At 46.6% G+C, this 24,183-nt stretch carries 19 protein-coding genes; 4 read left to right on the plus strand and 15 right to left on the minus strand.

Annotation, left to right across the window (positions count from 1 at the left end):
* Positions 1-94: 94 nt before the first annotated feature.
* Entirely contained in the window at positions 95-508 is a 414-nt protein-coding gene (locus J8N69_RS01200) for an acyl-CoA thioesterase (RefSeq protein WP_168825156.1), read from the plus strand.
* An 83-nt stretch (positions 509-591) separates the two neighbouring features.
* On the opposite strand, the gene J8N69_RS01205 is transcribed toward J8N69_RS01200, so the two are convergent.
* Together J8N69_RS01205 and katG are read right to left on the minus strand one after the other, a co-directional pair.
* Entirely contained in the window at positions 592-2,475 is a 1,884-nt protein-coding gene (locus J8N69_RS01205; protein ID WP_168825154.1) for a methyl-accepting chemotaxis protein, read from the minus strand.
* A gap of 270 nt (positions 2,476-2,745) precedes the next feature.
* Positions 2,746-4,971, minus strand: coding sequence for a catalase/peroxidase HPI (katG, locus tag J8N69_RS01210; protein ID WP_168825152.1), 2,226 nt, complete (start codon positions 4,969-4,971; stop codon positions 2,746-2,748).
* 284 nt (positions 4,972-5,255) lie between these two features.
* Between katG and codA the strand changes: the two genes are divergently transcribed.
* Positions 5,256-6,512 (plus strand): cytosine deaminase, encoded by a 1,257-nt coding sequence (gene codA, locus J8N69_RS01215; protein WP_168825150.1) that lies wholly within the window; start codon positions 5,256-5,258, stop codon positions 6,510-6,512.
* Here codA and J8N69_RS01220 read toward each other — a convergent pair.
* From J8N69_RS01220 to J8N69_RS01280, 13 genes are all read right to left on the minus strand, one after another.
* Complete coding sequence (locus J8N69_RS01220) at positions 6,505-7,470, minus strand: D-2-hydroxyacid dehydrogenase family protein (protein ID WP_168825147.1); 966 nt, start codon at positions 7,468-7,470, stop codon at positions 6,505-6,507. The two genes, codA and J8N69_RS01220, sit on opposite strands and share 8 nt — an antisense overlap.
* Positions 7,471-7,662: 192 nt before the next feature.
* Positions 7,663-8,838: an acetyl-CoA C-acyltransferase FadA gene (fadA, locus tag J8N69_RS01225; RefSeq protein WP_168825145.1), complete on the minus strand. Its 1,176-nt coding sequence runs from the start codon at positions 8,836-8,838 to the stop codon at positions 7,663-7,665.
* A 27-nt stretch (positions 8,839-8,865) separates the two neighbouring features.
* A complete protein-coding gene (fadB, locus tag J8N69_RS01230) occupies positions 8,866-11,016 on the minus strand; it encodes a fatty acid oxidation complex subunit alpha FadB (protein ID WP_168825143.1) in 2,151 nt (716 codons plus the stop codon).
* A 118-nt stretch (positions 11,017-11,134) separates the two neighbouring features.
* Positions 11,135-12,064, minus strand: coding sequence for an electron transfer flavoprotein subunit alpha/FixB family protein (locus J8N69_RS01235; RefSeq protein ID WP_168825141.1), 930 nt, complete (start codon positions 12,062-12,064; stop codon positions 11,135-11,137).
* Positions 12,061-12,831, minus strand: a complete 771-nt coding sequence (locus J8N69_RS01240; RefSeq protein WP_168825139.1) for an electron transfer flavoprotein subunit beta/FixA family protein — start codon at positions 12,829-12,831, stop codon at positions 12,061-12,063. Before J8N69_RS01240 ends, J8N69_RS01235 begins: the two co-directional genes overlap by 4 nt.
* 331 nt (positions 12,832-13,162) lie before the next feature.
* Complete coding sequence (locus J8N69_RS01245) at positions 13,163-13,915, minus strand: enoyl-CoA hydratase-related protein (RefSeq protein WP_168825137.1); 753 nt, start codon at positions 13,913-13,915, stop codon at positions 13,163-13,165.
* A complete protein-coding gene (locus J8N69_RS01250) occupies positions 13,908-14,474 on the minus strand; it encodes a DUF2889 domain-containing protein (RefSeq protein WP_168825135.1) in 567 nt (188 codons plus the stop codon). The genes J8N69_RS01245 and J8N69_RS01250 overlap by 8 nt, the downstream gene beginning before the upstream one ends.
* A gap of 32 nt (positions 14,475-14,506) precedes the next feature.
* The gene (locus J8N69_RS01255) at positions 14,507-16,198 is read right to left on the minus strand and encodes an AMP-binding protein (protein ID WP_168825133.1); all 1,692 of its coding nucleotides are present in this window, start codon (positions 16,196-16,198) and stop codon (positions 14,507-14,509) included.
* 104 nt (positions 16,199-16,302) lie between these two features.
* Complete coding sequence (locus J8N69_RS01260; protein ID WP_168825131.1) at positions 16,303-16,617, minus strand: SCP2 sterol-binding domain-containing protein; 315 nt, start codon at positions 16,615-16,617, stop codon at positions 16,303-16,305.
* A gap of 139 nt (positions 16,618-16,756) precedes the next feature.
* A complete protein-coding gene (locus J8N69_RS01265; protein WP_168825129.1) occupies positions 16,757-18,562 on the minus strand; it encodes an acyl-CoA dehydrogenase C-terminal domain-containing protein in 1,806 nt (601 codons plus the stop codon).
* 210 nt (positions 18,563-18,772) lie between these two features.
* Entirely contained in the window at positions 18,773-19,813 is a 1,041-nt protein-coding gene (locus tag J8N69_RS01270; protein WP_168825127.1) for a CobW family GTP-binding protein, read from the minus strand.
* A 12-nt stretch (positions 19,814-19,825) separates the two neighbouring features.
* On the minus strand, positions 19,826-20,638 hold the full coding sequence (locus J8N69_RS01275; RefSeq protein WP_168825125.1) for a DUF481 domain-containing protein: 813 nt from the start codon (positions 20,636-20,638) through the stop codon (positions 19,826-19,828).
* 156 nt (positions 20,639-20,794) lie between these two features.
* On the minus strand, positions 20,795-21,322 hold the full coding sequence (locus J8N69_RS01280) for an RNA methyltransferase (protein WP_168825123.1): 528 nt from the start codon (positions 21,320-21,322) through the stop codon (positions 20,795-20,797).
* Positions 21,323-21,629: 307 nt separating this feature from the next.
* On the opposite strand from J8N69_RS01280, the gene J8N69_RS01285 reads away from it, so the two are divergent.
* Both J8N69_RS01285 and J8N69_RS01290 read left to right on the plus strand, forming a co-directional pair.
* Positions 21,630-22,490, plus strand: coding sequence for a TraB/GumN family protein (locus tag J8N69_RS01285; RefSeq protein WP_168825122.1), 861 nt, complete (start codon positions 21,630-21,632; stop codon positions 22,488-22,490).
* Between the two features lie 278 nt (positions 22,491-22,768).
* Positions 22,769-24,061 (plus strand): NCS2 family permease, encoded by a 1,293-nt coding sequence (locus J8N69_RS01290; protein ID WP_168825120.1) that lies wholly within the window; start codon positions 22,769-22,771, stop codon positions 24,059-24,061.
* The last annotated feature ends 122 nt before the right edge of the window (positions 24,062-24,183 follow it).

Genomic DNA, 24,183 nt, shown 5'->3' on the forward strand with positions numbered 1-24,183 from the left:
GATTTTGTTATTTGTTTCCCTTTTAAAGCGTCGTAGTCTTTTGGGTTAGAACTTTTCAGACACTTTTTTAGACCTCTTTCAGAAAGGAAACAACATGCTCAACAAGACGCAAATTAAAGTACGCGGCTATCATCTCGACCTTTTTCAACACGTCAACAACGCCCGCTACTTAGAATTTATAGAAGAAGGCCGCTGGGCGTTTTTTGATGAATTTTTTGATAAAGACGACTGGATGCAACAAGATCTCGTCTGGCCCGTGGTCAACATAAACATCAACTTCAAGTCCGAAGCCAATTTTGGAGATCTGCTCGAAGTGCAAACCCGCTATGTCAAAATCGGCAACCGCAGCATCACCATGAAGCAAACCATTTTCAACACACAAACCAACGACACCGTAGTGGAAGCCGACGTGACGTATGTGTGTTTCTCCAAAGCCGCAAAAGCCGCCATTCCCTTTCCTGATGACTTCAGACAAAGAGTAGAGCTGTCTATTGCGGCTTTTGAATGAATTAGAGCGCTACTTACTAGCAGGAATAAAAAAGGCAGGCTGGGCGAAAAGCCCAACCCACCTTAAACCGATGAGAGCGGGTGTTAGACTTTAAATTTGTCTAACGATGTTGCTTGCTCTGTCGTAATTTCTACCATGGTTTCACACAGGGTTGATTGCTCTGTGGCGGCATCGGAAACCGATTGACTGATGTCGCGAATATTGGTGGTGTTACGGTTTATTTCATTCGACGTGGCGCTTTGTTCTTCTGCCGCAGCGGCAATCTGAATCGTCATGTCATTGATTTCATTAATGCTGGTACGAATCGCTTCTAACGAGGCTTTTGCCTGACTCGCAATCTGCTGAGTCGCGTTGGCACTTTCTCGGCTTTCGAGAATCTCTTTTTCTGCTCCTCGTACTCCGGTCTGCAACTGCTGAATCATCTTCTGTATCTGCTCAGTCGACTCTTGCGTTTTTGATGCTAGGGTTCTTACTTCATCGGCAACTACAGCAAAACCTCGTCCTTGTTCGCCCGCTCGCGCCGCTTCAATAGCTGCGTTTAACGCCAACAGATTGGTTTGATCCGCTATGTCGGTAATTACGGTTAGAATCGATTCAATATTGCCACTGTAAACAACCAGTTCATTAATGGTTTTAACAACGCCGCCCATTTTATCGGTAAGTTGATCAATCGACGCGGTTGTGCGCTCTACCACCATTTCACCTTCTTTCGCAGCAACATCGGCTTGATTCGCACGACTTGCCGCAGTTTGGGCGTTGTCGGCCACATCATGTGCGGTCGCAGACATTTCATGCATAGCGGTCGCCAGCTGATCCAGCTCATTCAGTTGAGTATAAAGCTCAGCAGAAGAGCGCGCAGAAGACGCAGCGGTTTTATCCGTGTTTTCACGGACTCGTAAAGACTGGCCTTTTACCTCACGAATTAAGTGCTGTAAGTAGACAACAAATTTATTAAACTCACCCGATACATCACCAAACTCGTCATTACTGGTAATGTCTAGGCGTTTTGTCAGATCGCCTTCGCCACCGTTAATACCTTGCAAAGACTCGCGTAATGCTCGTAATGGGCGCAACAAACGCGTGACGACCAAGTACAACACGATAGACACAAGCAGCGCGGCGATTAATGTTCCCCAAAACGCCCCCCAACCAAACGCACGAACATCAGCAAATAACTTGTCTTCATCTAAAACGACACCAATATACCAATCAGCACCATATAGATTTGGCAAAGGAGTAAAAGACGTATACACAGAGCTATCATCAGCAAGACGGTTAGGCACCAAGTCGCCACTCAACGAAGGCACACCGCCTTGAAATAAATCCGCAACGGATTTGCCATTTAAGTCGGCATTAGGGTGGCTAATAATTTTGCCCGATTTATTCAGTAAAAAAGCGTATCCGGTATTATCAAAATTCATGGTATTAACGGCATCAGAGACGACGTTTAGGCTCAAATCGCCACCAAAAGCACCTTTAAATTGTCCGCGATCAGAAAGAGCCGCGACAACAGAAATCAAAATTTCGCCCTCGGTAGACAAATAGGGTTCTGTCAGTGCCGCTTGGTCATACTTTTTACTGGTTTCATACCAAGGACGCTTTCGAGCATCCCAACCCGGTGGGTTCCAATTTGGGTCATTGGTAATACGACTACCATTATTGGCGTCTAAACCGCCAAACAAGAGAAGAAATTCTTTTTTGTATATAGGCAAATCAAACGCATTTTGGATCGTCTCTTGGCTAAAATCCGCATCGACTGCCTGAGAAATAGATTCAATTAAATCCATTTTATTTTTAAGCCAATTATCGACTTGCAAAGCCAGCGCTTGACTACTTTCTTGAGTATTCGTGGTTGTTTTTTCAAACATGGCCGCTCGGAGGCTGGCATATTGCAACCATGAGTACGCCGAGAATGCTAAAACAACAACGACAGAAGCACACAAGACAACTTTATGGGACACCTTCATTATTTATTACCTACTTTAGAAACATATTTCATTTCCCTATTACAACAAGCACGACTCCTATTTTTAATAGTGTAGTCGTCACCGCTAAACAAAGCTCGGGGGAATCTATATCAACCTTTACTAAAACATCACCTTAGTGCCTTTTTTTAGCCAATATCTCAAAGAAAATGTCTCTTTTAGCGCCATTTAATAAAAAACCCCGCGATCTTTACAGAGGCGGGGTTGGGTTGTTGGCAACACTGATACGAAGCTAAAAAGCCCCTTAGGAGATCAAGCTAGATCAAAACGATCCAGCTCCATTACTTTCGTCCACGCTGCGATAAAGTCTTTCACAAAGCGTTCTTGTGAATCTGAGCAAGCGTACACTTCAGCAATAGCACGAAGTTGTGAATTTGAACCAAAGACCAAATCCGCCCGTGTCGCTGTCCATTTAATCGCGCCAGTATGACGATCTCGGCCTTGGAATTCATCCGCTTTTTCTGAGGTGGCAGACCATTTAGTGCCCATATCCAACAAATTCACAAAGAAATCATTGCTCAACACTTCTGGCTGTTTCGTCAACACACCCTGTTGAGATTGACCAACATTGGCATTTAAAGCACGCAAGCCACCCACTAACACCGTCATTTCTGGCGCCGAAAGCGTGAGCAATTGAGCTTTGTCTAACAGCATTTCTTCTGTTGAAACTGTGTACTGAGCTTTTTGATAATTACGGAAACCATCAGCAATCGGCTCAAGCACCGCAAAAGATGCCACATCGGTTTGTTCTTGAGTGGCGTCACCACGACCCGGAGTAAAAGGCACCGTCACGTCTACGCCTGCAGCTTTAGCCGCTTTTTCAACCCCAGCGGAACCAGCCAGAACGATTAAATCGGCCAAAGACACTTGCTTACCACCAGATTGTGCCTGATTAAACTCAGCCTGAATGCTTTCCAATGCGGCTAACACACTGGCAAGCTGCTCTGGTTGGTTCACCTGCCAATCTTTTTGTGGCGCCAAACGAATGCGCGCACCGTTTGCACCACCGCGCATATCAGAGCCACGGTAAGTCGATGCTGACGCCCACGCCGTTGACACAAGCTGTGATACGGTTAAACCTGACGCTAAAATACTTGCTTTCAAAGCCGCAACATCTTGTTCGCTCACCAATTCATGAGTTACCGCTGGAATCGGATCTTGCCAAATCAGCTCTTCTTGAGGCACCAAAGGCCCTAAATAGCGTGAAACGGGTCCCATATCGCGATGGGTTAACTTAAACCATGCACGAGCAAACGCATCGGCTAGTTGATCTGGATTTTCATGAAAACGCTTAGAAATCTCCGCATAAATAGGGTCTACCTTCATCGCCATATCAGCAGTAGACATGATGGGCGCATGACGTTTTGAGGCATCATGAGCATCCGGCACCGCATCCGCTAAAGCGCCATTTTTAGGTATCCATTGCGTCGCACCCGCTGGGCTCTTAGTCAGCTCCCAATCATAGCCAAGCAAGGTATCAAAATAACCGTTATCCCATTGAATTGGGTTCGGAGTCCAAGCGCCTTCTAAGCCACTGGAAATGGTATCTACGCCATGGCCTTGACCTTGACTATTGCTCCAACCTAAACCTTGCTCGGTAATATCGGCGGCTTCTGGGGCGTCTCCCACCTGTGCGGCATCACCGGCACCATGTGTTTTACCAAAAGTGTGGCCACCTGCCACCAGCGCCACGGTTTCTTCATCATTCATCGCCATACGCTCGAACGTATCACGAATGTCACCAGCCGAGGCGAGCGGATCGGGCTTACCATCTGGTCCTTCTGGGTTGACATAAATCAAGCCCATTTGTACGGCAGCGAGGGGGTTTTCAAGATCACGATCACCTGAATAGCGGCTCTTTTCACCACCACTGGGTTCTAACCACTCTTTTTCGGCGCCCCAATAAATATCGTCTTCAGGTTCCCATACGTCAACACGCCCACCCGCAAAACCAAAGGTTTCAAAGCCCATGGATTCCAGTGCACAGTTGCCCGCTAGCACCATCAAATCGGCCCAAGAAAGCTTACGACCGTATTTTTGTTTAATTGGCCACAACAAGCGACGCGCTTTGTCTAAGTTAACGTTATCAGGCCAGCTGTTTAAGGGGGCAAAACGCTGTGTTCCTGAAGTCGCGCCACCACGACCATCAGCAGTACGATACGTCCCCGCACTGTGCCATGCCATACGAATAAAAAACGGACCGTAATGACCATAATCCGCTGGCCACCAGTCTTGTGAATCGGTCATCAATGCGTACAAATCTTGACGCACCGCCTCTAGATCCAAGCTTTTAAATTCTTTTGCATAATCAAAATCCTCGCCCATAGGATTCGATTTGGCAGAATGCTGGTGTAAAATTTTTAAATTAAGTTGATTTGGCCACCAATCTTTATTGGAAGTACCACGACCCGCAAATTGTGCAGCGCTCGTTGTGCTAGCCGCACCGTGGTTAAAAGGACACTTACCTTCGCTAGACATACTCTTCTCCTGTTATTCTGACTGACTTCTTTTTTTACTCTACACGAATTTTATGACACAAAATAAAAAGGTCTTCTTTCTTGTGCTAATAGTTATAGACCCTGCTGGATCAAGTTGCTAATAAATAAAACCTAATATTCCAATAGGCTGAGCCACAAAAAACGAATAACGCTCTGTTAGCATGGGTAGACTGGATTGATCAGGCAAAATGCCATAGTCTCATCCACTCAAAAGCATGCTTTACTTGTATAAATATGTTTTAACTGACGATTTAGGAAAGCATTATGCACATCATCAATGCCCGTTTACGCCAACGTTCAGAGTTATTTTCCATCCATATTGAAGAAGGTCGTTTCAGTAGAATCGAAGTACAAGACAGCACATTAGCAGCAACCGACAATGCAATTGATGCTGACGGCAAGCTCGTCTGCGCGCCTTTTGTCGAGCCACACATTCACCTTGATGCCGCCTTGACGGCAGGCGAACCAGAGTGGAACCAGAGCGGTACGCTTTTCGAAGGCATCGAACGCTGGAGCCAACGCAAGCCGATGCTGAATGAAGCCGATATCCGCCGTCGTGCGTTATCGACAATAGAGCTGTTGGTGCAAAACGGCGTACAAGCCATTCGCACCCATGCGGACACCACCGACCCAACCCTAGTCGGTGTTCGAACGCTTTGCGCCCTGCGCGATGAGTTGAAAGACAAAATCGACTTACAAGTGGTGGCCTTTCCTCAAGATGGCATGCTGTCTTACCCAAATGGCGCAAAGCTGATGGAAGAAGCCCTGGAGATGGGCGCCGATGTGGTCGGTGGTATTCCACACTTTGAATACACCCGTGAATTGGGTGAAAAATCCGTTAAGCAGATCATCGCACTGGCAAAAAAATACGACCGATTAGTGGATGTGCATTGCGATGAGATCGACGATCCAAACTCGCGTTTTTTAGAGTTTCTGGCCTGTGAAGCCCTGTTTCACGACATGGGGCCAAAAGTCACCGCAAGCCACACCACGGCCATGCATTCTTATGACAATGCCTATTGTTCGAAGCTGTTCCGCTTATTAAAAAATGCCGACATTAACTTTATCTCCTGCCCAACGGAAAGCATTCATCTACAAGGTCGTTTTGATACTTATCCTAAGCGTCGCGGTGTCACCAGAGTCAAAGAGCTAAGAGAAGCCAATATCAACGTCTGTTTGGGCCAAGATTCCATTTTCGACCCTTGGTATTCCCTCGGGAATGGCAAGCTACTGCGCACCTTGGATTATGCCATGCACATCTGCCAAATGATGGGCTATCAAGACTACGCCCGCGCCTTAGACATGATTACCGACAACAGTGCGCGCACCCTGTGTTTGCAAGGTTATGGGATAGAAGTTGGCAACGCGGCGAACTTTATCTTGTTGGAAGGGCACGACGATTACAGTGTATTGCGTCAGCAAGGAGAGGTATTACTTTCTGTCCGTCATGGCGAAATCATCATGCAACGCCAGCCAGCTCAAGTAATCACCCCACCTTGGATCTCACAAAAGATTAAATAGTCACTAGGTTCTGTGGCCTTCCCTCTGCAAAGGCCACCACGTTTTCAAAAGCAATCTTAAAATAGAGCTCATAACTGGCTTTTTCAACATAACCAATATGCGGCGTACAAAGCACATTGGGCAGAGACAATAAAGGTTCATTGTTGGCATGCGCCGGTTCTGTCTCGAACACATCGACGGCGGCACGTTTCCTTGGGTTAGACGACATTTCACGATACAAGGCAGCGCTTTCGATTAGCTCGGCACGACTGGTATTGACCAACAAAGAGTCAGACTTCATCAAGGCCAAATCGGCTTGCGTCACAATCGCTTTAGTGGCGTCATTGAGTCGCAAATGCAAGGTGATAACATCTGCGTTTTGAAAGAATTCCGCTTTGGATTGGGCTGCTAAAAAGCCATGCTCTTGGGCTAAAGTTCTAGAGCTTTCACTGCCCCAAACCAGTACCTTCATGCCAAAAACTTTGGCATATTGCGCAATACGTTGACCTATTTTGCCGTAACCCCAAACCCCCAAAGTCGATCCATTAAGAACTCGCCCTAAACCTAAATCACCAGATTGCTGCCAATGGCCCTGTGAAAACTGCGCCACGTATTCGGGAATATGTCGACTTGCCGACATGATCAGCCCCCAGCACAATTCAGACGGCGCCACAGGCGAGCCAACCCCTTCCGCCACCGCTACACCGTATTGATGACAAAGCTTGGCATCGATGTGATTACTGATTTTTCCCGTTTGGCTAATCAATTTTAAATTCGGTAACTGAGCCAGTAGATCTTCACTAATCACCGTACGTTCGCGTATCAACACAAGGGCATCAAAGTCCTTAAGGTTAGCGACTAAATCGTCCGTCGTAGTAAAGCTGTCATTAAAAACCTGCACCTCATGACCTTGCAACACGTCAAAGCATTTAAGGTCTTTGACTGCATTTTGATAATCGTCTAATACCGCTATTTTCACCTAACAACCCTCTTTAGACAGTCTGGTTATGATTGGTTACATTGCCCTTATCATTGACCAAGATCACACAAAACACCAGCGCAAAAAAAGCCCCGCAACAAGGCGGGGCTAAAAACAGAGATGATAATTTTCCTAACGATGCTGTTCTAAAGCAAAGAGGCACACCACATCATGTGCTTGGTATTCACTTAATTAAACACGCTCGAAAACCGTCGCAATACCCTGTCCCATACCAATACACATGGTCGCTAGGCCAATGCTAGCGTCTTTCTCACGCATCACGTTGAGTAAGGTGGTTGAAATCCGCGTGCCAGAACATCCTAATGGATGACCCAAGGCAATCGCACCACCGTTCAAGTTCACTTTATCGTCGACAAGATCCAGCAAGCCAAGGTCTTTTAATACCGGAATCGACTGAGCTGCAAAGGCTTCGTTTAGCTCAACAATATCAATATCGGCGATCGTCAAACCCGCACGTTTGAGGGCTTTTTTCGTCGCTGGCACTGGGCCATAACCCATAATAGCCGGATCACACCCCGCCACCGCCATGCTACGAACTTTGGCAATGGGCGTTAAACCCAGTTCTTGGGCTTTTTTCGCCGACATCATCAGCATAGCCGATGCGCCATCAGACAAAGCCGAAGACGTACCTGCCGTCACTGTGCCAACTTTCGGCATAAACACAGAAGGCAAGCCAGCTAAAGATGCCATCGAGGTTTCAGGACGAATCACTTCATCCACTTCCACAAGAATCTTATTGCCATCGGCATCATGACCTTCAATGGAAACAATTTCGTTATCAAAGCGACCTTGTAAGGTGGCTTCGTGGGCAAGACGATGCGAACGTACCGCAAAGGCGTCTTGTGCTTCACGGCTCACGCCATGCATTTTGCCGAGCATTTCTGCGGTAACACCCATCATCATGGAGGCTTTCGCCATGTGCTTAGAAAGCGCTGGGTTAACATCAACCCCATGCATCATATTGACGTGCCCCATGTGCTCTACGCCACCCACCACAAACACATCACCTTGGCCGGTCATAATGGCTTGCGCCGCGGTATGAATGGCCGACATAGACGAACCACAAAGGCGGTTCACGGTTTGCGCCGCACAGGTAATTGGCAAACCAGCCAACAAGGACACAGCACGCGCCATGTTAAAACCTTGCTCTAGGGTTTGGTTAACACAACCCCAGATCAAATCTTCAACGTCTTTTTGATCGACATTGGGGTTGCGCTTAAACAGCGCTTTTACTAACGCTGCCGATAGGTTTTCTGCTCGTACATTACGGAATACGCCATTTTTCGTTTTACCCATTGGTGAGCGAACAGCGTCGATAATGACGACATCATTTGGATTCAGTTTCATGGAAATTCTCCTCTAGCCTATGGGAAATTATGCGCCGTAATAAGTGTTGTTGTTCTTCGCCATGTCACGCATTTTTGCGGTTGGCTCGTACAACTTACCTAGGTGGCTGTATTTGTCTGCAAGGTCACAAAAGGCCTGCAGTCCCATTTGATCTAGGTAGTGCAAGGCACCGCCAAGGTAAGGAGGGAAACCAATACCGTAAATCAACCCCATGTCGGCTTCCGCCGCCGATGCCACGATGTTTTCTTCGAGACAGCGAACGGTTTCGATACAAAGCGGAATCATCATACGCGCCACAATATCGTCTTCTGTTAATTCCGACTGAGACGTCACCACTGGGGCAAGCAGCGCATTAATTTCGTCATTAAAGATTTTCTTCGGCTTGCCTTTACGATCTGGCGCATAGCTGTAAAAACCTTTGCCATTTTTCTGACCGAATCGCTCTAATTCAAACAAGCGATCAACCGCATTGCTGCCTTCATGCTTCATACGATCTGGAAAGCCTTCAGCCATCACCTGATCAGCATGATAGGCCGTATCAATACCCACCACATCGAGCAAATAAGCTGGGCCCATTGGCCAACCAAATTTCTCCATGGTTTTATCAACCACTTGGAAATCTGCGCCTTCTTGCATCATCAAAGAGAAACCCGCGAAGTACGGGAACAATACGCGGTTTACAAGGAACCCAGGACAGTCGTTGACCACTATGGGGGTTTTGCCCATGGCTTGCGCGTAGGCAACCGTTTTGGCAATCGCCGCATCGCTGGTTTTTTCACCGCGAATCACTTCTACCAAAGGCATACGATGCACTGGGTTAAAGAAGTGCATACCGCAGAAATTTTCTGGGCGTTTTAGGTCTTTTGCCAATTCCGTGATGGAAATGGTCGAGGTGTTCGAGGTTAAAATAGCGTCGTCAGCTATTTTGCTTTCCACTTCAGCCAACACAGATTTTTTGATTTTGACGTTTTCAACCACCGCTTCGACCACTAAATCAACGTGCTCAAACTCGCCATAACTCAAAGCCGGAACGATAGCATTCATCGCTTTAAAGGCTTTTGCGGTGGTTAAACGTCCGCGCTCTACTTGGCCATTAAAAAGTTTATTCGCTTCACTCAAGCCTAATTCCAAGGCTTCAGGGCGAATGTCTTTCATAATGATAGGCGTGCCTTTTGACGCCGACTGATACGCCACGCCACCGCCCATGATACCCGCGCCTAATACTGCGGCTTGTTTAACTGGTGTGGCATTTTTCGCGTACTTGCTAGCGGTTTTCTTAATCTGTTGATCGCTTAGGAACAGCGTCACCAACGACTTAGCCACCGGGCCTTTAGCGAGTTTAATAAAGCCTTTGATTTCGGTATCAAGGGCTTTTTCCATGTCCTGACTGATACCCTTTTCAATGGTTTTGATCGCTGCCATTGGCGCCGGGTAATGTTTTCCGGCTTTTGCGCCGACGACACCACGAACCGATTCAAAAATCATCATTTTTTCAATTGGCGTAAACACCATAGGCGCACGTAATTCATCACGACGGGCATGATAATCCAGCTTGCCATCCAGCACTTGCTGAATAAGATGACGTGCTGATTCATTCACTTTCGCTGCAGGAACCACAGCATCTACCGCGCCATCTTTGAAGGCGTCTTCACTGCGTTTTTGTGCGCCGCCACAAATCCATTCACAGGCATTGTCAGCACCGATCAAACGAGGCAGGCGAACCGTTCCGCCCCAGCCTGGGTAAATACCTAGCTGTGTTTCTGGCAAGCCGATTTTCGCAGAATCTGCCATCACTCGATAATCACACGCCAGCACCAATTCCATGCCGCCACCCAGCGCAATGCCATTAATGGCCGCGACCGTTGGGCAACACAGGTTCGATATGTCATTAAAAATACTGTGCGCATGACGTAATTTATCGGATAAATCGTCATCCTCAAGTTTGAACCAAGTCGTGAACTCGGTAATGTCCGCGCCCACTACAAAAACGTCTTTCGCACTGGCGAAAATAACACCTTGTAAATCGTCAACGTGTTTCAGTACATTCACGGCTTCGGCCAATTCATTCAAGGTAAGGCTATTGAATTTATTAACCGACTCGCCGACCAAATCCAGAGTGACGGTTGCCACGCCGGCATCGTCGACTGCAACCTTGACTGCTTGTCCTTCGAAAATCATGCTGGTCTCCCATTATTTTTATTATGCTGACGATGGTGCTTACACTCATCGTCATCTGATATTTAAATGCGGCCTAGAAGCGATAGAGAACGTCTAAACCGGCTAGGTTAAAAAACGCTTACAAGCTCTTTTCTAGCTCAGGCACGGCGTCGAACAAATCTGCGACCAAACCATAATCGGCGACTTGGAAGATAGGCGCGTCTTCATCTTTGTTGATGGCAACAATCACCTTGGAATCTTTCATACCCGCTAAATGCTGAATGGCACCCGAAATCCCCACTGCGATATACAGATCTGGCGCGACGGTTTTACCCGTTTGACCGACTTGTAAATCATTCGGCACAAAGCCTGCGTCAACAGCAGCACGAGAAGCGCCAATCGCCGCACCCAGTTTGTCAGCAACGCCTTCCAATAGTTTAAAGTTGTCGCCATTGCCCATACCACGACCACCCGAAATAATCACACTGGCGGCGGTCAATTCAGGACGGTTAGACTCCGCTAATTGCTCTTTCACAAAACGACTACGGTCAGACGCAATCACTTGCGAAAGCACTTGTCGCTCAGCGTTACCGCCTGTGCTCGCTGCGGCATCAAAGCCTGTTGTTCGAATAGTCAGCACTTTCACCGCATCCGTCGTTTTTACAGTGGCAATGGCGTTACCGGCATAAATTGGGCGAACAAAGGTGTCAGCCGCTTCCACTTTAATCACATCGGACAACTGCGCCACGTTCAATAATGCCGCGACGCGTGGCAAGGTATTTTTACCTGTCGTGGTTGCTGGCGCTAAAATATGTTCATAGCCGCTCGCCATTTCAACCACTAATTTAGAGACATTTTCTGCCAACTGATGTTCGTAAACGGCATTATCAGCCACTAAAACCTTGCTAACGCCAACCACTTGCGACGCCTGTTCAACGACGGTTTGGCACTCAAAACCGACCACCAACACATGCACATCCGCATCAATTTGCGTCGCGGCGGTGACGGTGCTTAACGTCGCCGGTTTTAAAGATTTGTTATCGTGTTCTGCAATGATTAAAACGCTCATGACACCACCTTCGCTTCATTTTTAAGTTTGTCGACTAACTCAGCAACAGAGCCCACTTTAATACCACCAGCGCGTTGTGGCGGTGGAGTAACGGAAACAATGCTGATATTAGACCCAACTTCCACACCTAGATCCGCCGGTGTTTTGACATCCAAGGGCTTTTTCTTCGCTTTCATAATATTCGGTAAAGACGCAAAACGCGGCTCGTTTAAACGAAGGTCTGTGGTGACCACCGCTGGCAGAGTAATTGCCAAGGTTTGCAAACCACCGTCGATTTCTCGCGTCACTTTTATTTCAAGAGTTGATGATGCTTCAGCGTTTTCAATCACCACTTCAGACGCGAATGTTGCCTGTGGGTAATCCAATAAAGCCGCCACCATTTGACCGGTTTGGTTATTATCAGAATCGATGGCTTGTTTGCCCATAATAATCAAATCTGCCGCTTCGTCTTGCGCGACTTTTGCCAATAACTTAGCAACAGACAAAGAATCTAACCCATCTTCTGTTTCAACTTGAATGGCGCGGTCTGCGCCCAACGCCATGGCGGTACGCAAAGTCTCTTGGCAGGATTTAGAACCAACCGACACCACCACTACTTCGGATGCGATGCCTTTCTCTTTTAATCGAATGGCTTCTTCCACGGCGATTTCACAGAAAGGGTTCATGGACATTTTAACATTGGTAAGATCGACCGCTGTGTGGTCGGCTTTGACGCGAACTTTGACGTTGTAGTCGATGACTCGCTTTACAGATACTAAGATTTTCATAAGCCCCTCGTATTTATTATTAAGTTCTGTTTTATGCCTTCAGGCTGAATTTTTATCCAACTGGTAGCACGTAAATATTCCCTATCAATAGAACTCTTTACTTACCCTCTATAGTAGTTTGGGAATGACTTTCATCAATAACAAAAAAGCGCCAGTTAACTGACAAAAATATTCAGACCCTGATTGAATAAGGCATTTTTCAATACATCCCACCCGATCAACTCAATCAGTCTAGCTCTAATAGCAAAAAAGCCCCACTGGTTTAAAGCGAGGCTTAGTGAACGTTATTAGCAGACTCTATTAATTATGCACTATTGCTTATTGCGTGATGTCACTTATTACGTGACAGAAAGACAGCAAACGCCTGATGCGCTTCCGTTGATCGCAGGCGATCTTTAAAAATCCGCCCTTCTCGCATCAAGGCCATTTGTACATCATCCTGAGCTCGATACTTCAGTAGATCTTTACTTAACGCGACCGCTTCAACGGGCAATGCCGCTGTTTTTTCAGCATAATATAGTGCCATTTTATAGGCCTCGCCGGCTTCACATAAATGGTTAATCAACCCCATTTCATAAGCTTGCGTGGCCTCCACTACCTCGCCTAACACTAACATTTCAAAGGCTTTTTGATGACCGACCAGCTGTGGTAGTAAGTGACTCGATGCCGCTTCTGGCACCAAACCCAATTGCACAAAGGGAAATTGTAAGCGCGCTTCACGGGAAGCGAGCACCAAATCACAATGTAACAACATGGTGGCACCCACGCCCACCGCTCGACCTTCCACGCCTGCGATGAGCGGCTTTTTGTAATGACTTAGCACCTGCAAGAAAGCCATAATGACTTCCATTTTATCGGGTGTTTGAGCAATTTGAACAAACTCATTAATATCATTGCCCGAAGAAAAGTCACCGCCAGCACCATGAATCAAGGTCACTTTTATGTCGGTATTCAACTCTGCACGATGTAAGGCACTGGTTAATGCCTCATACATGTCCAGCGTAATTGCATTTTTCTTTTGGATTCGGTCTAAACATAAAATCTGTACGCCGGATTCAATACTTTCAGTAACAAAATCACTCATCATCACCGCCTTCTGTCTGCAGTGTAAGCACCTGCTCATCGACCAACTTTCGCACCATGGGGCCATCGTCCGCCCAACCATGACAAGTATTGACCAATTTACTAATAGCCAGCGGAACTTGCTCTGGGTATTTTTGCCCAAGCGGTTGCCACATGGTTTGAAATGCTGTGGTGGCAAGCACAGGGAAAAGCTCCATAACATGCGTACAACCTAAGCGTCCGCTTAGGTTTTTCTTTAGCCAGCTATTCCAACCGGGGCCAATACGTGTGCCTTTCAAAATATCAAAACTAGGCGCTGCACCGCCACAGCTAGGAAAGGGAAAAGAGTCCATGGAAACGGAAACCTCTTTGATCAAAAAAGTCTCGTCTAGCGTTAAACACACGCTAATATCATGAAAAGGGCTGCCTGCTGGCACCACGCTGCCATCAAAATCACGGTCCACGTTGTAAGGTTTTCTATCTTGCATGCTCGCTTCGATATCCCAAAGACCATCTTCACGTAAAAAACCATAGGCTTCGATGCCGCGCCGATGCATCAGCTTACGCTTAATTTGTGTCATTATCGCTCTCCTGACTCAGGTACAAATAAAGCTTAGGCTTGCTCTTCTCGTAACGCGCGACGCAGCACTTTCCCCACGTTGGTTTTGGGTAACTCAGTTCTAACCTCGACGTATTTTGGCACCTTATAGGCTGCCAAATTTTCCTTACAAAATGCACGCAACGCGGCAACATCTAAGGTTTCTTCAGCCCTCATTACCACAAATGCCTTCACCGCTTCACCGGTTTTATCGTCCGGTACGCCAATCGCCGCCGATTCCAAAATAGCAGGATAAGACGAAAGACAATCTTCCACCTCTGTTGGGTACACATTAAAGCCAGACACAATGATCATATCTTTCGCACGGTCAACGATTTGCAAATAGCCGTCTGGATGCTGCATCGCAATGTCGCCAGTGATTAAAAAGCCATCGGCTGTCATGACTTCTCGAGTCGCTTCTTCACGATTCCAATAGCCCTTCATCACCTGAGGGCCGCGCACGCAAAGCATACCGGACTCTCCTTGTGGCAGCGCTTCGCCGTCTCGTCCTTGAATTTTAATATCGGTTTGCGCCACGGGAAGACCGATGGTGCCAATACGCTCTTGACCAATTGGATTAAAAGACACAACAGGGGAGGTTTCCGTTAATCCATAACCTTCGACTATTTTACAACCGGTAACCCTTTCCCATTCATCGGCCGCTGCATGAGTCAGAGGCATACCACCAGAACAGGTCAGTTTAAGATGAGAAAAATCCAAAGCCTTAAAATCAGCCCGATTGCATAAGCCAACAAACAAAGTATTCAAACCCACAAAGCCAGTAAAGGGCCATTTTTTCAGCTCTTTAACAAAGCCGGGTAAATCGCGAGGATTAGGAATTAATACCGTATGAGCACCACGTTCTAGCAGCGTTAGGCCATGAATAAGGAAAGCATAAATATGATAAAGCGGTAACGGGGCGATATAAACTTCGTTTTTGTCATCAACAATAGAGCTTAAACGAGAGCTTAGTTGGTACATATTGGCGATCAAGTTCGCGTGGGTCAACATCGCACCTTTTGCCACCCCTGTGGTTCCACCTGTGTACTGCAACACCGCGATCTGCTCAGGTTTGCAAGCAACTTTGTTTACGGGCTTACCTTTGCCTTTTGCCAAGACATCATTCAACGCTAGAGCGCTTGGAAGGTGGTAGTCCGGCACCATTTTCTTCACGTACTTCACAACACTGTTCACCAACAGGCGTTTTAATGTTGGGTGAAAGTCCGCTATTTCCGTCACAATAACGTGTTTAATTGAGGTTTTTGCCAATATTTTTTCGACGTTATGCGCCATATTTGCAAACACCACCAAGGCTTTAACGCCCGAATCGTTAAACTGGTGCTCAAGCTCTTTTGGCGTGTAAAGAGGGTTGGTATTCACCACGATCAAACCCGCTTTCATGGCACCAAATAACACCACAGGATATTGAATAACATTGGGTAATTGAATGGCGATGCGATCGCCAGGCTCTAAATTGGTTTCATGTTGCAAGTAGGCGGCAAACTGATCTGATTTTTCATTTAACTCGCGATAACTCAATGTCTGCCCTACGCTGGTGAACGCGGGTAAATCGGCAAATTGACCAACGGCCCGTGCTAACACGTCCGTTAACGACTGATAACCATTAGGATTAAGCGAATCGGGTAAATAATGACCAGGCACCTTTTCGCCACCAATATTGTGCTGAAGAGAAGTATCCGTTGTCATAAAAAGCTCCAATTGTTTTTTTTATTTAGGAGAGTAAGAAACATAAAAGCTCAACCGCATTCGTCGTGTTGAGCTTTAACGCCACTAGCGCTGAAAATCAAAACCTATACAGGGAAAATTTGAGTCAATTTTGTCGCCAACATAATGTCGCCATCTGCGCGAATCTTACCTTGCATAAAAGCCGCCATGCCATCTAGATCTCCACTCATCACGGCTTTTAAGGTTTCTAAATCCATACTTAACGTGACCGTTGGATCATCGTGTTCCCCTTCACCCATCTCGCATTGACCATCCACAATACTTAAGTGATAGCTGTCTGCATCATCTAAGTCAAATTGAAATATCGCCGCCATATCATCGGCTTCATCAGCATCGAAACGACCTAACATGGACTCAAACACTTTTTTTGCATCACTCATAACACACCTCTTTAAACTTTTGAAAACAACTGGCAGAGAAGGTTCCCTGCCAGCCTTCATTAATCATCCAAACTTGCACCACAACAGTCTCGTGACATCGCGCCAAGGTTGTTGTATTTCGTGCCGTCAAATACTGGCATTAAGCGTTAAGGAATAAGAAATTGTCTTCATCCATCGCCAACAAATTATCAGCCCCTGACAACATGGCTTCAACATGAGAACGGGTACGTGGCAGCAAACGTTCATAATAAAAAGTCGCCGTCTGCAGCTTCGCCTTGTAAAAACCAACGTCATCGGTGCCTTCGTCTAATTTGGTTTGCGCAGTCACCGCCATACGAGCCCAGAAATACGCCAATACCACATAGCCAGAGAACATCAAATAATCCACTGACGCGGCACCCACTTCATCCTTATTGCGCATGGCTTTCATGCCGATTTTCATCGTCACATCACCCCACTCGCCATTAAGTTTATCGAGCGCCGTGATATAAGATTTTACGCGCTTATCGCCCTTATGCTCTTTGCAAAATTTATGGATGATTTTAGTAAAACGGCGCAGCGTCGCACCTTGCGTCATCAATACCTTTCGGCCCAATAAATCCAACGCCTGAATGCCTGTCGTGCCTTCGTACAACATAGAAATACGGCAATCGCGCACGTTTTGCTCCATACCCCATTCCGCAATATAACCATGGCCACCAAACACTTGCAGCCCGTGATTGGCTGACTCAAAACCGGTTTCCGTCAAAAATGCCTTGGCAATAGGCGTCAACAATGACATTAATTCATCTGCTTCGGCTTTTTCATCCGCCGTGCCTCTTTTCATCGTATCGACTAGCATAGAACAATAATGAATCAGAGCTCGGCCGCCTTCAGCAAAGGCTTTCTGCGTTAGCAGCATACGACGTACATCAGGATGAACAATAATCGGATCGGCGGCTTTTTCTGGTGCTTTTGGACCAGACAATGAACGCATTTGTAGACGATCTTTGGCGTACGCTACAGAGTTCTGCAATGCCCATTCAGCATGTGCCAAACCTTGCAGTGCAGTCCCCAGACGAGCCGTGTTCATAAAGGTAAACATGCAGTTCAAACCGCGGTTTGCTTCGCCGATCAAAAAGCCTTTTGCGCCATCAAAATTCATCACACAAGTGGCGTTACCATGAATGCCCATTTTGTGCTCGATCGAACCACAAGAGACTTGGTTACGGTCGGCCATTTCGCCCGCTTCATCGACGTTATGTTTTGGCACAATAAATAATGAAATGCCTTTGGTGCCTGCTGGCGCATCAGGTAGACGAGCTAAAACGATATGGACAATATTGTCGGCCATATCATGCTCGCCCGCAGAGATAAAAATTTTGGTGCCGGAAATGGCATAACTGCCATCGGCTTGCGGCTCCGCCTTGGTTTTCAACATACCAAGATCAGTACCACAATGTGGCTCTGTCAAACACATGGTGCCAGTCCATTCGCCTGACACCAGTTTTGTTAGATAGGTTTGCTTTTGCTCGTCTGTGCCATGCAATTCGATGGTGTTCATCGCGCCATGGCTCAAACCTGGGTACATGCCCCATGACCAGTTAGAGGTGGCAATCATTTCCGTGACCAACATACCAAGAGAGTCTGGCAGACCTTGTCCACCCATGTCCTCAGGATGTGACAAAGATGGCCAACCACCTTCCACATATTGCTTATACGCTTCTTTGAAACCATCGGGTGTGGTCACAACGCCGTCTTTAAACTGACAACCTTGCTGATCACCGATTCGATTTAAAGGAGAAAGAACACGCTCAGCAAATTTGGCACCTTCCTCAAGAATCGCCGCCACCATATCTGGCGTGGCCTCTTCAGCGCCAGGCAACTTAGCATAGTGCCCATGAAAATCGAGAACTTCTTCTGTCACAAATTTAATATCACGTAACGGTGCTTTATATTCAGGCATAACCTATGACCTCTTATTGTTTTTATTCCATCGGTTCGAACGGGAACCACTTATGCTAGAGAGGTTCCTCTATCGGGGACATTCTCTCAATAACAAAAGTTGCCAAAGTTAATGACAAAATAGACCAAGGCATTATTTTCCCCGTCAAAGACGACGCTAAAAAAAAGGATCTACAGTGGTTTCAGGGCTGTGTTTTTCGGAGCGGCTATTTCAAGACTGTCGTTTCGGGACTGTTGCTTCAGAACAATGGTTTCGGGCCATATCAGGCCATTCTCCTACCCTGTCACCAATCACCTCTATTCGGCTCGTTTGCTGCCATGGCGCAAGCGTTAAAGTCACCTCACCCCGTGCCACATTGACAAAAAGCGCCTCATTTAAGCGAACCATGAACACGCCTTTTATCCGATAAACTTCCTTCCATGTCGCCATATCGCGAACCCATGAAACGACACGCTCTTCCACAAAGTAATCCTCAGCAGGCCAACGCCAACCTAAAACCTGCATCGCGTCCTGTTGTTTTTGATAATGCCAGCGCCTTTCATTATGCTGGGTTACTTTATGGTCGTGGTCGTGGTCGTGGTCGTGGTCGTGGTCGTGGTCGTGGTCGTGGTCGTCAACAGATTGCGGTCGATCCGAAAAATCCACCAACGCTATGTCTAAAGCGTCAACACTCAGACTCATGGGGTCAGACATAAAAAGAGCAGGAGATGAAGAAAGTAAGGTGTTTTCGCCAAAATACGCGTTTAAACATTCAATATCGGCTTGCTGATAACGGTCAACATGACTAAAAACAACCGCATCTGCAGACGTTATTTGGTCACTAAAAATAGCGTGTCTGGTATAGCGCTCATCCAGCAAATGGCGAGCATCTAACACACAGAACACCCCCGTCAACCACAACACATCGTGATAACTATCGCCGCGCAACTTGGCAATAATCTGCTTAGGATGCCCAAGACCCGATGGCTCGACAATAATCCGATCTGGGTTATATTGGCGAATGAGTTGATTCAAGCCTTGCTGGAACGCAGCCGAAGTGACACAGCAAACGCAACCGCCGGGCACTTCACGAATGGCAACGCCTGAGTCTGCGTAAAAAGCGCCATCCAAACCAATATCACCGAATTCATTCACCAGTACCGCCCAGCGTTCATTGGGTGGCGCCTGTTCAAGCAAATGACGAATCAAAGTCGTCTTTCCGGCGCCTAAAAAGCCCGTCACTAGCGTCACTTTTATCCCTTGATAGCGCATCTTTACCACACCTTAAAATGAGTACACGAGAGTAATGCTGGTCGTTGCATCGGTGTTTTTTCTGTCTGCAAGCACCTCACTGTTGTGAATGACCTTGTAAGCTGCCTTCATGTTCAGATTGTCTCTTAACTTTGCACTGATAGCGGTTTCGGATTTTGACTGAGTATTCCGATCACTTTCCAATGCGGCTTCGGTACTCAGTGTTTGCGTCAACGTGGCCATCTGACTTAAATGGTATTGATATTCTATTCCAAAATGCGCAATAGCAGTACTTTCCTTGTCTCCATCATTGGTCTGAGTGAAGGAATAACCTGGGCCAGCACCGTAGCTTAGCAACGCATTTTTGCTGGCATAAATTTGTCTAGAATAACCAATAGACACTGTATTTTGGTACTTATACCCACTTAGACGATCGGCGGTATAAGAGCCATAAATAAACACAGAACTGTATTGATCCATCAACTTATAATCACTTTGTGCTGATAAAAACAACCGTTGCGCGGTGGTCGTATCATCGCCGTCGTACTTGTCTCTTTTATAAAAAGCGTCTAGCTGATATTTACTCTTCCACGCTTTAAAGTCTTGCTTAATAGTCGCCTTACTTTGCAACGCGCTACTGTCTGTATTACCGGAGCTGGCGATCACCCCTAACTCCAGTTCGGCTATCAAGGGTTCTAATGGTTTTTCTGGCTCTGTTCTTTCTGGCTCTGTTCTTTCTGGCTCTGTTCTTTCAGATACGGTTGTTGCTGACCATGACGGCGCCGCATAGATAAGCGACGAAGCGCAAACCAAGCCAAACAGCGCGTGTCGTTTAAGCGGTTTCATTAAGAGGCATTCCTTTTATATCATCAAATCAGAATGATATTTTCACATTGATGTCGCCCCATCACAGTCAATATTCAGACAAGTATTTGAAAAGCCTTAGATAAAAACATAACAAATCATGACAAACAGGCACGCCTTACCACCAATGCTGATTCCCTACCTGAGCCTCACCTTGACATTATTATTAACATCTTTGCTTGAACGAATCAGCTCATCACCGGCGTCAGCACGCGTCGATTTAGCCAATCTATCATAAAGCAGCACATTGACTGACGCCGCCAAATTCAGACAACCAACCGTTGGCATGAACACAACATAATCCGCGCGGTCGACCACTTTTTGCTCAATTGTTCCGTCTTCAGGGCCAAAAATATACAAGGCTTTTTCCGGATGCTTAAACGCTGGCAAAGGCGTCGCGCCTTGAATCAGATCAACACAAACTATTTTGGTTTGTGTGTCCACCGCATCGATTAAGTTATCAACGCCCAGCGTTTCAATATTGATCAGAGGTATCTGACGACTGACTTTTTGAGTATCTGTTGACAGTTTCGACGCTCTGTCATATCGGTGGCCCGAATACAACACTTGGTCCACCTGAAAACACCCAGCGGCCCGCATAACAGAGCCAACATTGGTCATATTTTTAGGGTTCGTTAGCCCAATCGACACCCATTCTTTAGTCATTACGTCATTCTCTTTAGTGCGTTTTAAGAAAAGAGCCATCATAGCAGTTTTGCCCAATCGACGGCTTTACTTTTGCTCGCTGCTCTCTAATCAGACAATAACTGATTCAAACAAGCATGGCGCTTGCTAATACAAGGCGTATGTGCACAAAAATAAGAAAAAAGAAATACAACACCCGCCCAGCCCTTCCGTTCATACTCAAGATGAGTAAACTGAACGGCATTATCTAGTGCACCATTACAAAGCAATCAAACAATAAAATCACCAGCGCGTAAGCTGGAATTGCAAACATCATTCAGGAAGTCTCATGAATATCCTTAAAAAGCTCGGTCTAACCTTGTTGGCGACCGCCACACTTCAAAGTCAAGCCGCGTCCGTTTGGAAAGTCACCAATGGTTCCAATACCCTCTACATCGGAGGCACTATTCATTTACTCACGCCACAAGACTACCCCTTACCAAAAGCATACGATAAAGCCTATCATGCGGCTGACAAGGTCATCTTTGAAACCAATATGGAGACCATAGGCAACGCGATGTTTAAGCAAGACATGCAAGCCAAGCTGTCTTACGCCGATGGCACAACCATCGATCAAGTAATCTCTGCTGACACCTATCAGTCGCTTAAAATTTATCTCGATGCCCGACAAGTGCCGATCACCGCCCTAAAACACCTACGGCCTACCGCTTTGGCGATGTCGCTTAGTCTCATCGAGCTAAAGCACCTAGGCTTCACCAGTGCTGGTGTCGACCAGTTTTATGCGCAAAAAGCAAAACAAGATAAAAAACCCCAAGGCTGGCTTGAAGAACCCGAATCACAAATTGACGTACTCAGTGACTTGGACGGCGACGACAGCGATAACATGATTAATTACACATTGTCAGACATAAAGAACATGCCCAAAGTGATGGATGACCTAAGAAATAGCTGGCGAAAAGGCGATGTAGAAGCCATGGCCAACATAGAGCTAAACGATTTCCAAAAAGATTATCCAGACATCTATCACGCCCTCCTCGTAAAGCGCAATGACCTATGGCTCCCCCAAATAGAAGCCATGCTCGAAAACAGTCGAGTGGAATTTGTCATGGTCGGAGCCATGCACCTTGCAGGACCTGACAGCCTGTTAGCCTCATTGAAAAACAATGGTTATCAAGTCAGCAGACTGTAAAGCACTCTTCACCAAGCCAAGCAAAAAACAGTGACTAATCTAGGGGAAAGACACGTATTACGGTGTTTTTCCCCCTAATTCAATGCTGCGGCATTATTTATTGCAATTTTTCTCCCCAAACCACGTCGAATTTTTTATACTTGCCAACGAAATAATTCCCTGACCAGATGATCAGCGTAACAACGCTTATTTCTCGACGTGCCATAGCATGAAGCATCCAGTACAAACTGCTCACGCCTCCATGAACGTCATCGCCCAACCACAGAAGGTTATACTTTATGCTCGAACGTTATTTTCAATTAAAAGCGCATAACACGTGTGTGCGTAATGAAATATTAGGTGGGATTACCACCTTCCTAACCATGGCCTATATCATTTTCGTCAACCCATCTATTCTTGCGCAAGCGGGCATGGATCAAGGCGCCGTCTTTGTCGCGACCTGTTTGGCGGCGGCTATTGGCTGCTTGATTATGGGGCTGTATGCCAACTACCCCATTGCACTGGCTCCAGGCATGGGATTAAACGCTTTTTTCACTTATGGCGTTGTACTCGGTATGGGTTACTCGTGGGAGCAAGCGCTTGGCGCGGTTTTTCTTTCCGGTATTCTTTTCATTTTTATCAGTATTTTTAAGATTCGAGAATGGGTGATTAACGCCATTCCGTCGTCGTTAAAGCTCGGCATTGCGGCTGGTATTGGTCTTTTTCTTGCAATGATCGCCCTGCAAAACTCCGGCATTATTGTCAAAAATCCAGCCACTATGGTGTCCTTAGGTGATCTGTCTTCTCCTTCCGCGATCTATGGTTTGCTTGGCTTTTTCGTGATTTGTGCCTTGGCGTATTTAAACGTCACCGGTGCAGTGATGATCGGCATACTGCTTATCACCGTTCTTTCCATGCTATTTGGTCAAAACGAATTTGGTGGACTGGTTTCAATGCCCCCTTCTATCGCGCCAACTTTCCTAGCGATGGACATAGAAGGTGCGTTTCAAGTTGGCATGATTAGCGTGATATTTGCGTTTTTCTTCGTCGATTTATTCGACACTTCTGGCACCTTAATTGGCGTCGGTCAACGCGGTAAACTATTAGACAAAGATGGCAAACTGCCACGCCTTAAAAAAGCCTTGCTTGCTGACTCTAGCGCAACGGTCGTCGGGGCGGCACTAGGCACCTCTTCCACCACAAGTTATATCGAAAGCGCCTCAGGTGTCTCTGCAGGTGGGCGCACAGGTTTAACGGCGGTAGTGGTAGCACTGTTGTTTTTATTGAGCCTTTTCTTTGCCCCATTGGCGGGTTCTATCCCAGCCTATGCAACCGCGGGTGCGCTAATGTACGTGGCGGTGCTGATGACCAGCAGCCTGGCTCACGTGGATTGGGATGACATAAGCGAAGCTGCCCCGGTGCTGATTGCCGCCTTTACCATGCCGCTCACTTACTCTATCGCCGATGGCATCGCCTTATCGTTTATTAGTTATGCCGTGATCAAGCTGCTTTCAGGCCAAGGCAAACAAGTTAGCGTCGCGGTGTACGTGTTGGCGGCTTTGTTTATTGCCAAGTTCTTTGTGTTTGTCTAAACAGCGACAAAAAAACGGGAACACAGCGCCATGCCGTGTTCCCGTTTTATTTTTACTTAAATTTTCACTTTAATTTTTACATCTAACTGTCTTATTCATTTTTCACCCAGAACCAAGCAAGA

The sequence above is a fragment of the Marinomonas profundi genome (genome assembly GCF_020694005.1).
Classification (GTDB): Bacteria; Pseudomonadota; Gammaproteobacteria; order Pseudomonadales; family Marinomonadaceae; genus Marinomonas; species Marinomonas profundi.

Coding starts and splice junctions, on each gene's coding strand:
- J8N69_RS01235 (WP_168825141.1), bottom strand. CDS start 12,064: ATGAGCGTTTTAATCATTGCAGAACACGATAACAAATCTTTAAAACCG.
- J8N69_RS01240 (WP_168825139.1), bottom strand. CDS start 12,831: ATGAAAATCTTAGTATCTGTAAAGCGAGTCATCGACTACAACGTCAAA.
- J8N69_RS01255 (WP_168825133.1), bottom strand. CDS start 16,198: ATGACAACGGATACTTCTCTTCAGCACAATATTGGTGGCGAAAAGGTG.
- fadA (WP_168825145.1), bottom strand. CDS start 8,838: ATGAAACTGAATCCAAATGATGTCGTCATTATCGACGCTGTTCGCTCA.
- J8N69_RS01205 (WP_168825154.1), bottom strand. CDS start 2,475: ATGAAGGTGTCCCATAAAGTTGTCTTGTGTGCTTCTGTCGTTGTTGTT.
- J8N69_RS01285 (WP_168825122.1), top strand. CDS start 21,630: ATGAATATCCTTAAAAAGCTCGGTCTAACCTTGTTGGCGACCGCCACA.
- codA (WP_168825150.1), top strand. CDS start 5,256: ATGCACATCATCAATGCCCGTTTACGCCAACGTTCAGAGTTATTTTCC.
- fadB (WP_168825143.1), bottom strand. CDS start 11,016: ATGATTTTCGAAGGACAAGCAGTCAAGGTTGCAGTCGACGATGCCGGC.
- J8N69_RS01260 (WP_168825131.1), bottom strand. CDS start 16,617: ATGAGTGATGCAAAAAAAGTGTTTGAGTCCATGTTAGGTCGTTTCGAT.
- J8N69_RS01290 (WP_168825120.1), top strand. CDS start 22,769: ATGCTCGAACGTTATTTTCAATTAAAAGCGCATAACACGTGTGTGCGT.
- J8N69_RS01200 (WP_168825156.1), top strand. CDS start 95: ATGCTCAACAAGACGCAAATTAAAGTACGCGGCTATCATCTCGACCTT.
- J8N69_RS01245 (WP_168825137.1), bottom strand. CDS start 13,915: ATGAGTGATTTTGTTACTGAAAGTATTGAATCCGGCGTACAGATTTTA.
- katG (WP_168825152.1), bottom strand. CDS start 4,971: ATGTCTAGCGAAGGTAAGTGTCCTTTTAACCACGGTGCGGCTAGCACA.
- J8N69_RS01265 (WP_168825129.1), bottom strand. CDS start 18,562: ATGCCTGAATATAAAGCACCGTTACGTGATATTAAATTTGTGACAGAA.
- J8N69_RS01275 (WP_168825125.1), bottom strand. CDS start 20,638: ATGAAACCGCTTAAACGACACGCGCTGTTTGGCTTGGTTTGCGCTTCG.
- J8N69_RS01280 (WP_168825123.1), bottom strand. CDS start 21,322: ATGACTAAAGAATGGGTGTCGATTGGGCTAACGAACCCTAAAAATATG.
- J8N69_RS01250 (WP_168825135.1), bottom strand. CDS start 14,474: ATGACACAAATTAAGCGTAAGCTGATGCATCGGCGCGGCATCGAAGCC.
- J8N69_RS01270 (WP_168825127.1), bottom strand. CDS start 19,813: ATGCGCTATCAAGGGATAAAAGTGACGCTAGTGACGGGCTTTTTAGGC.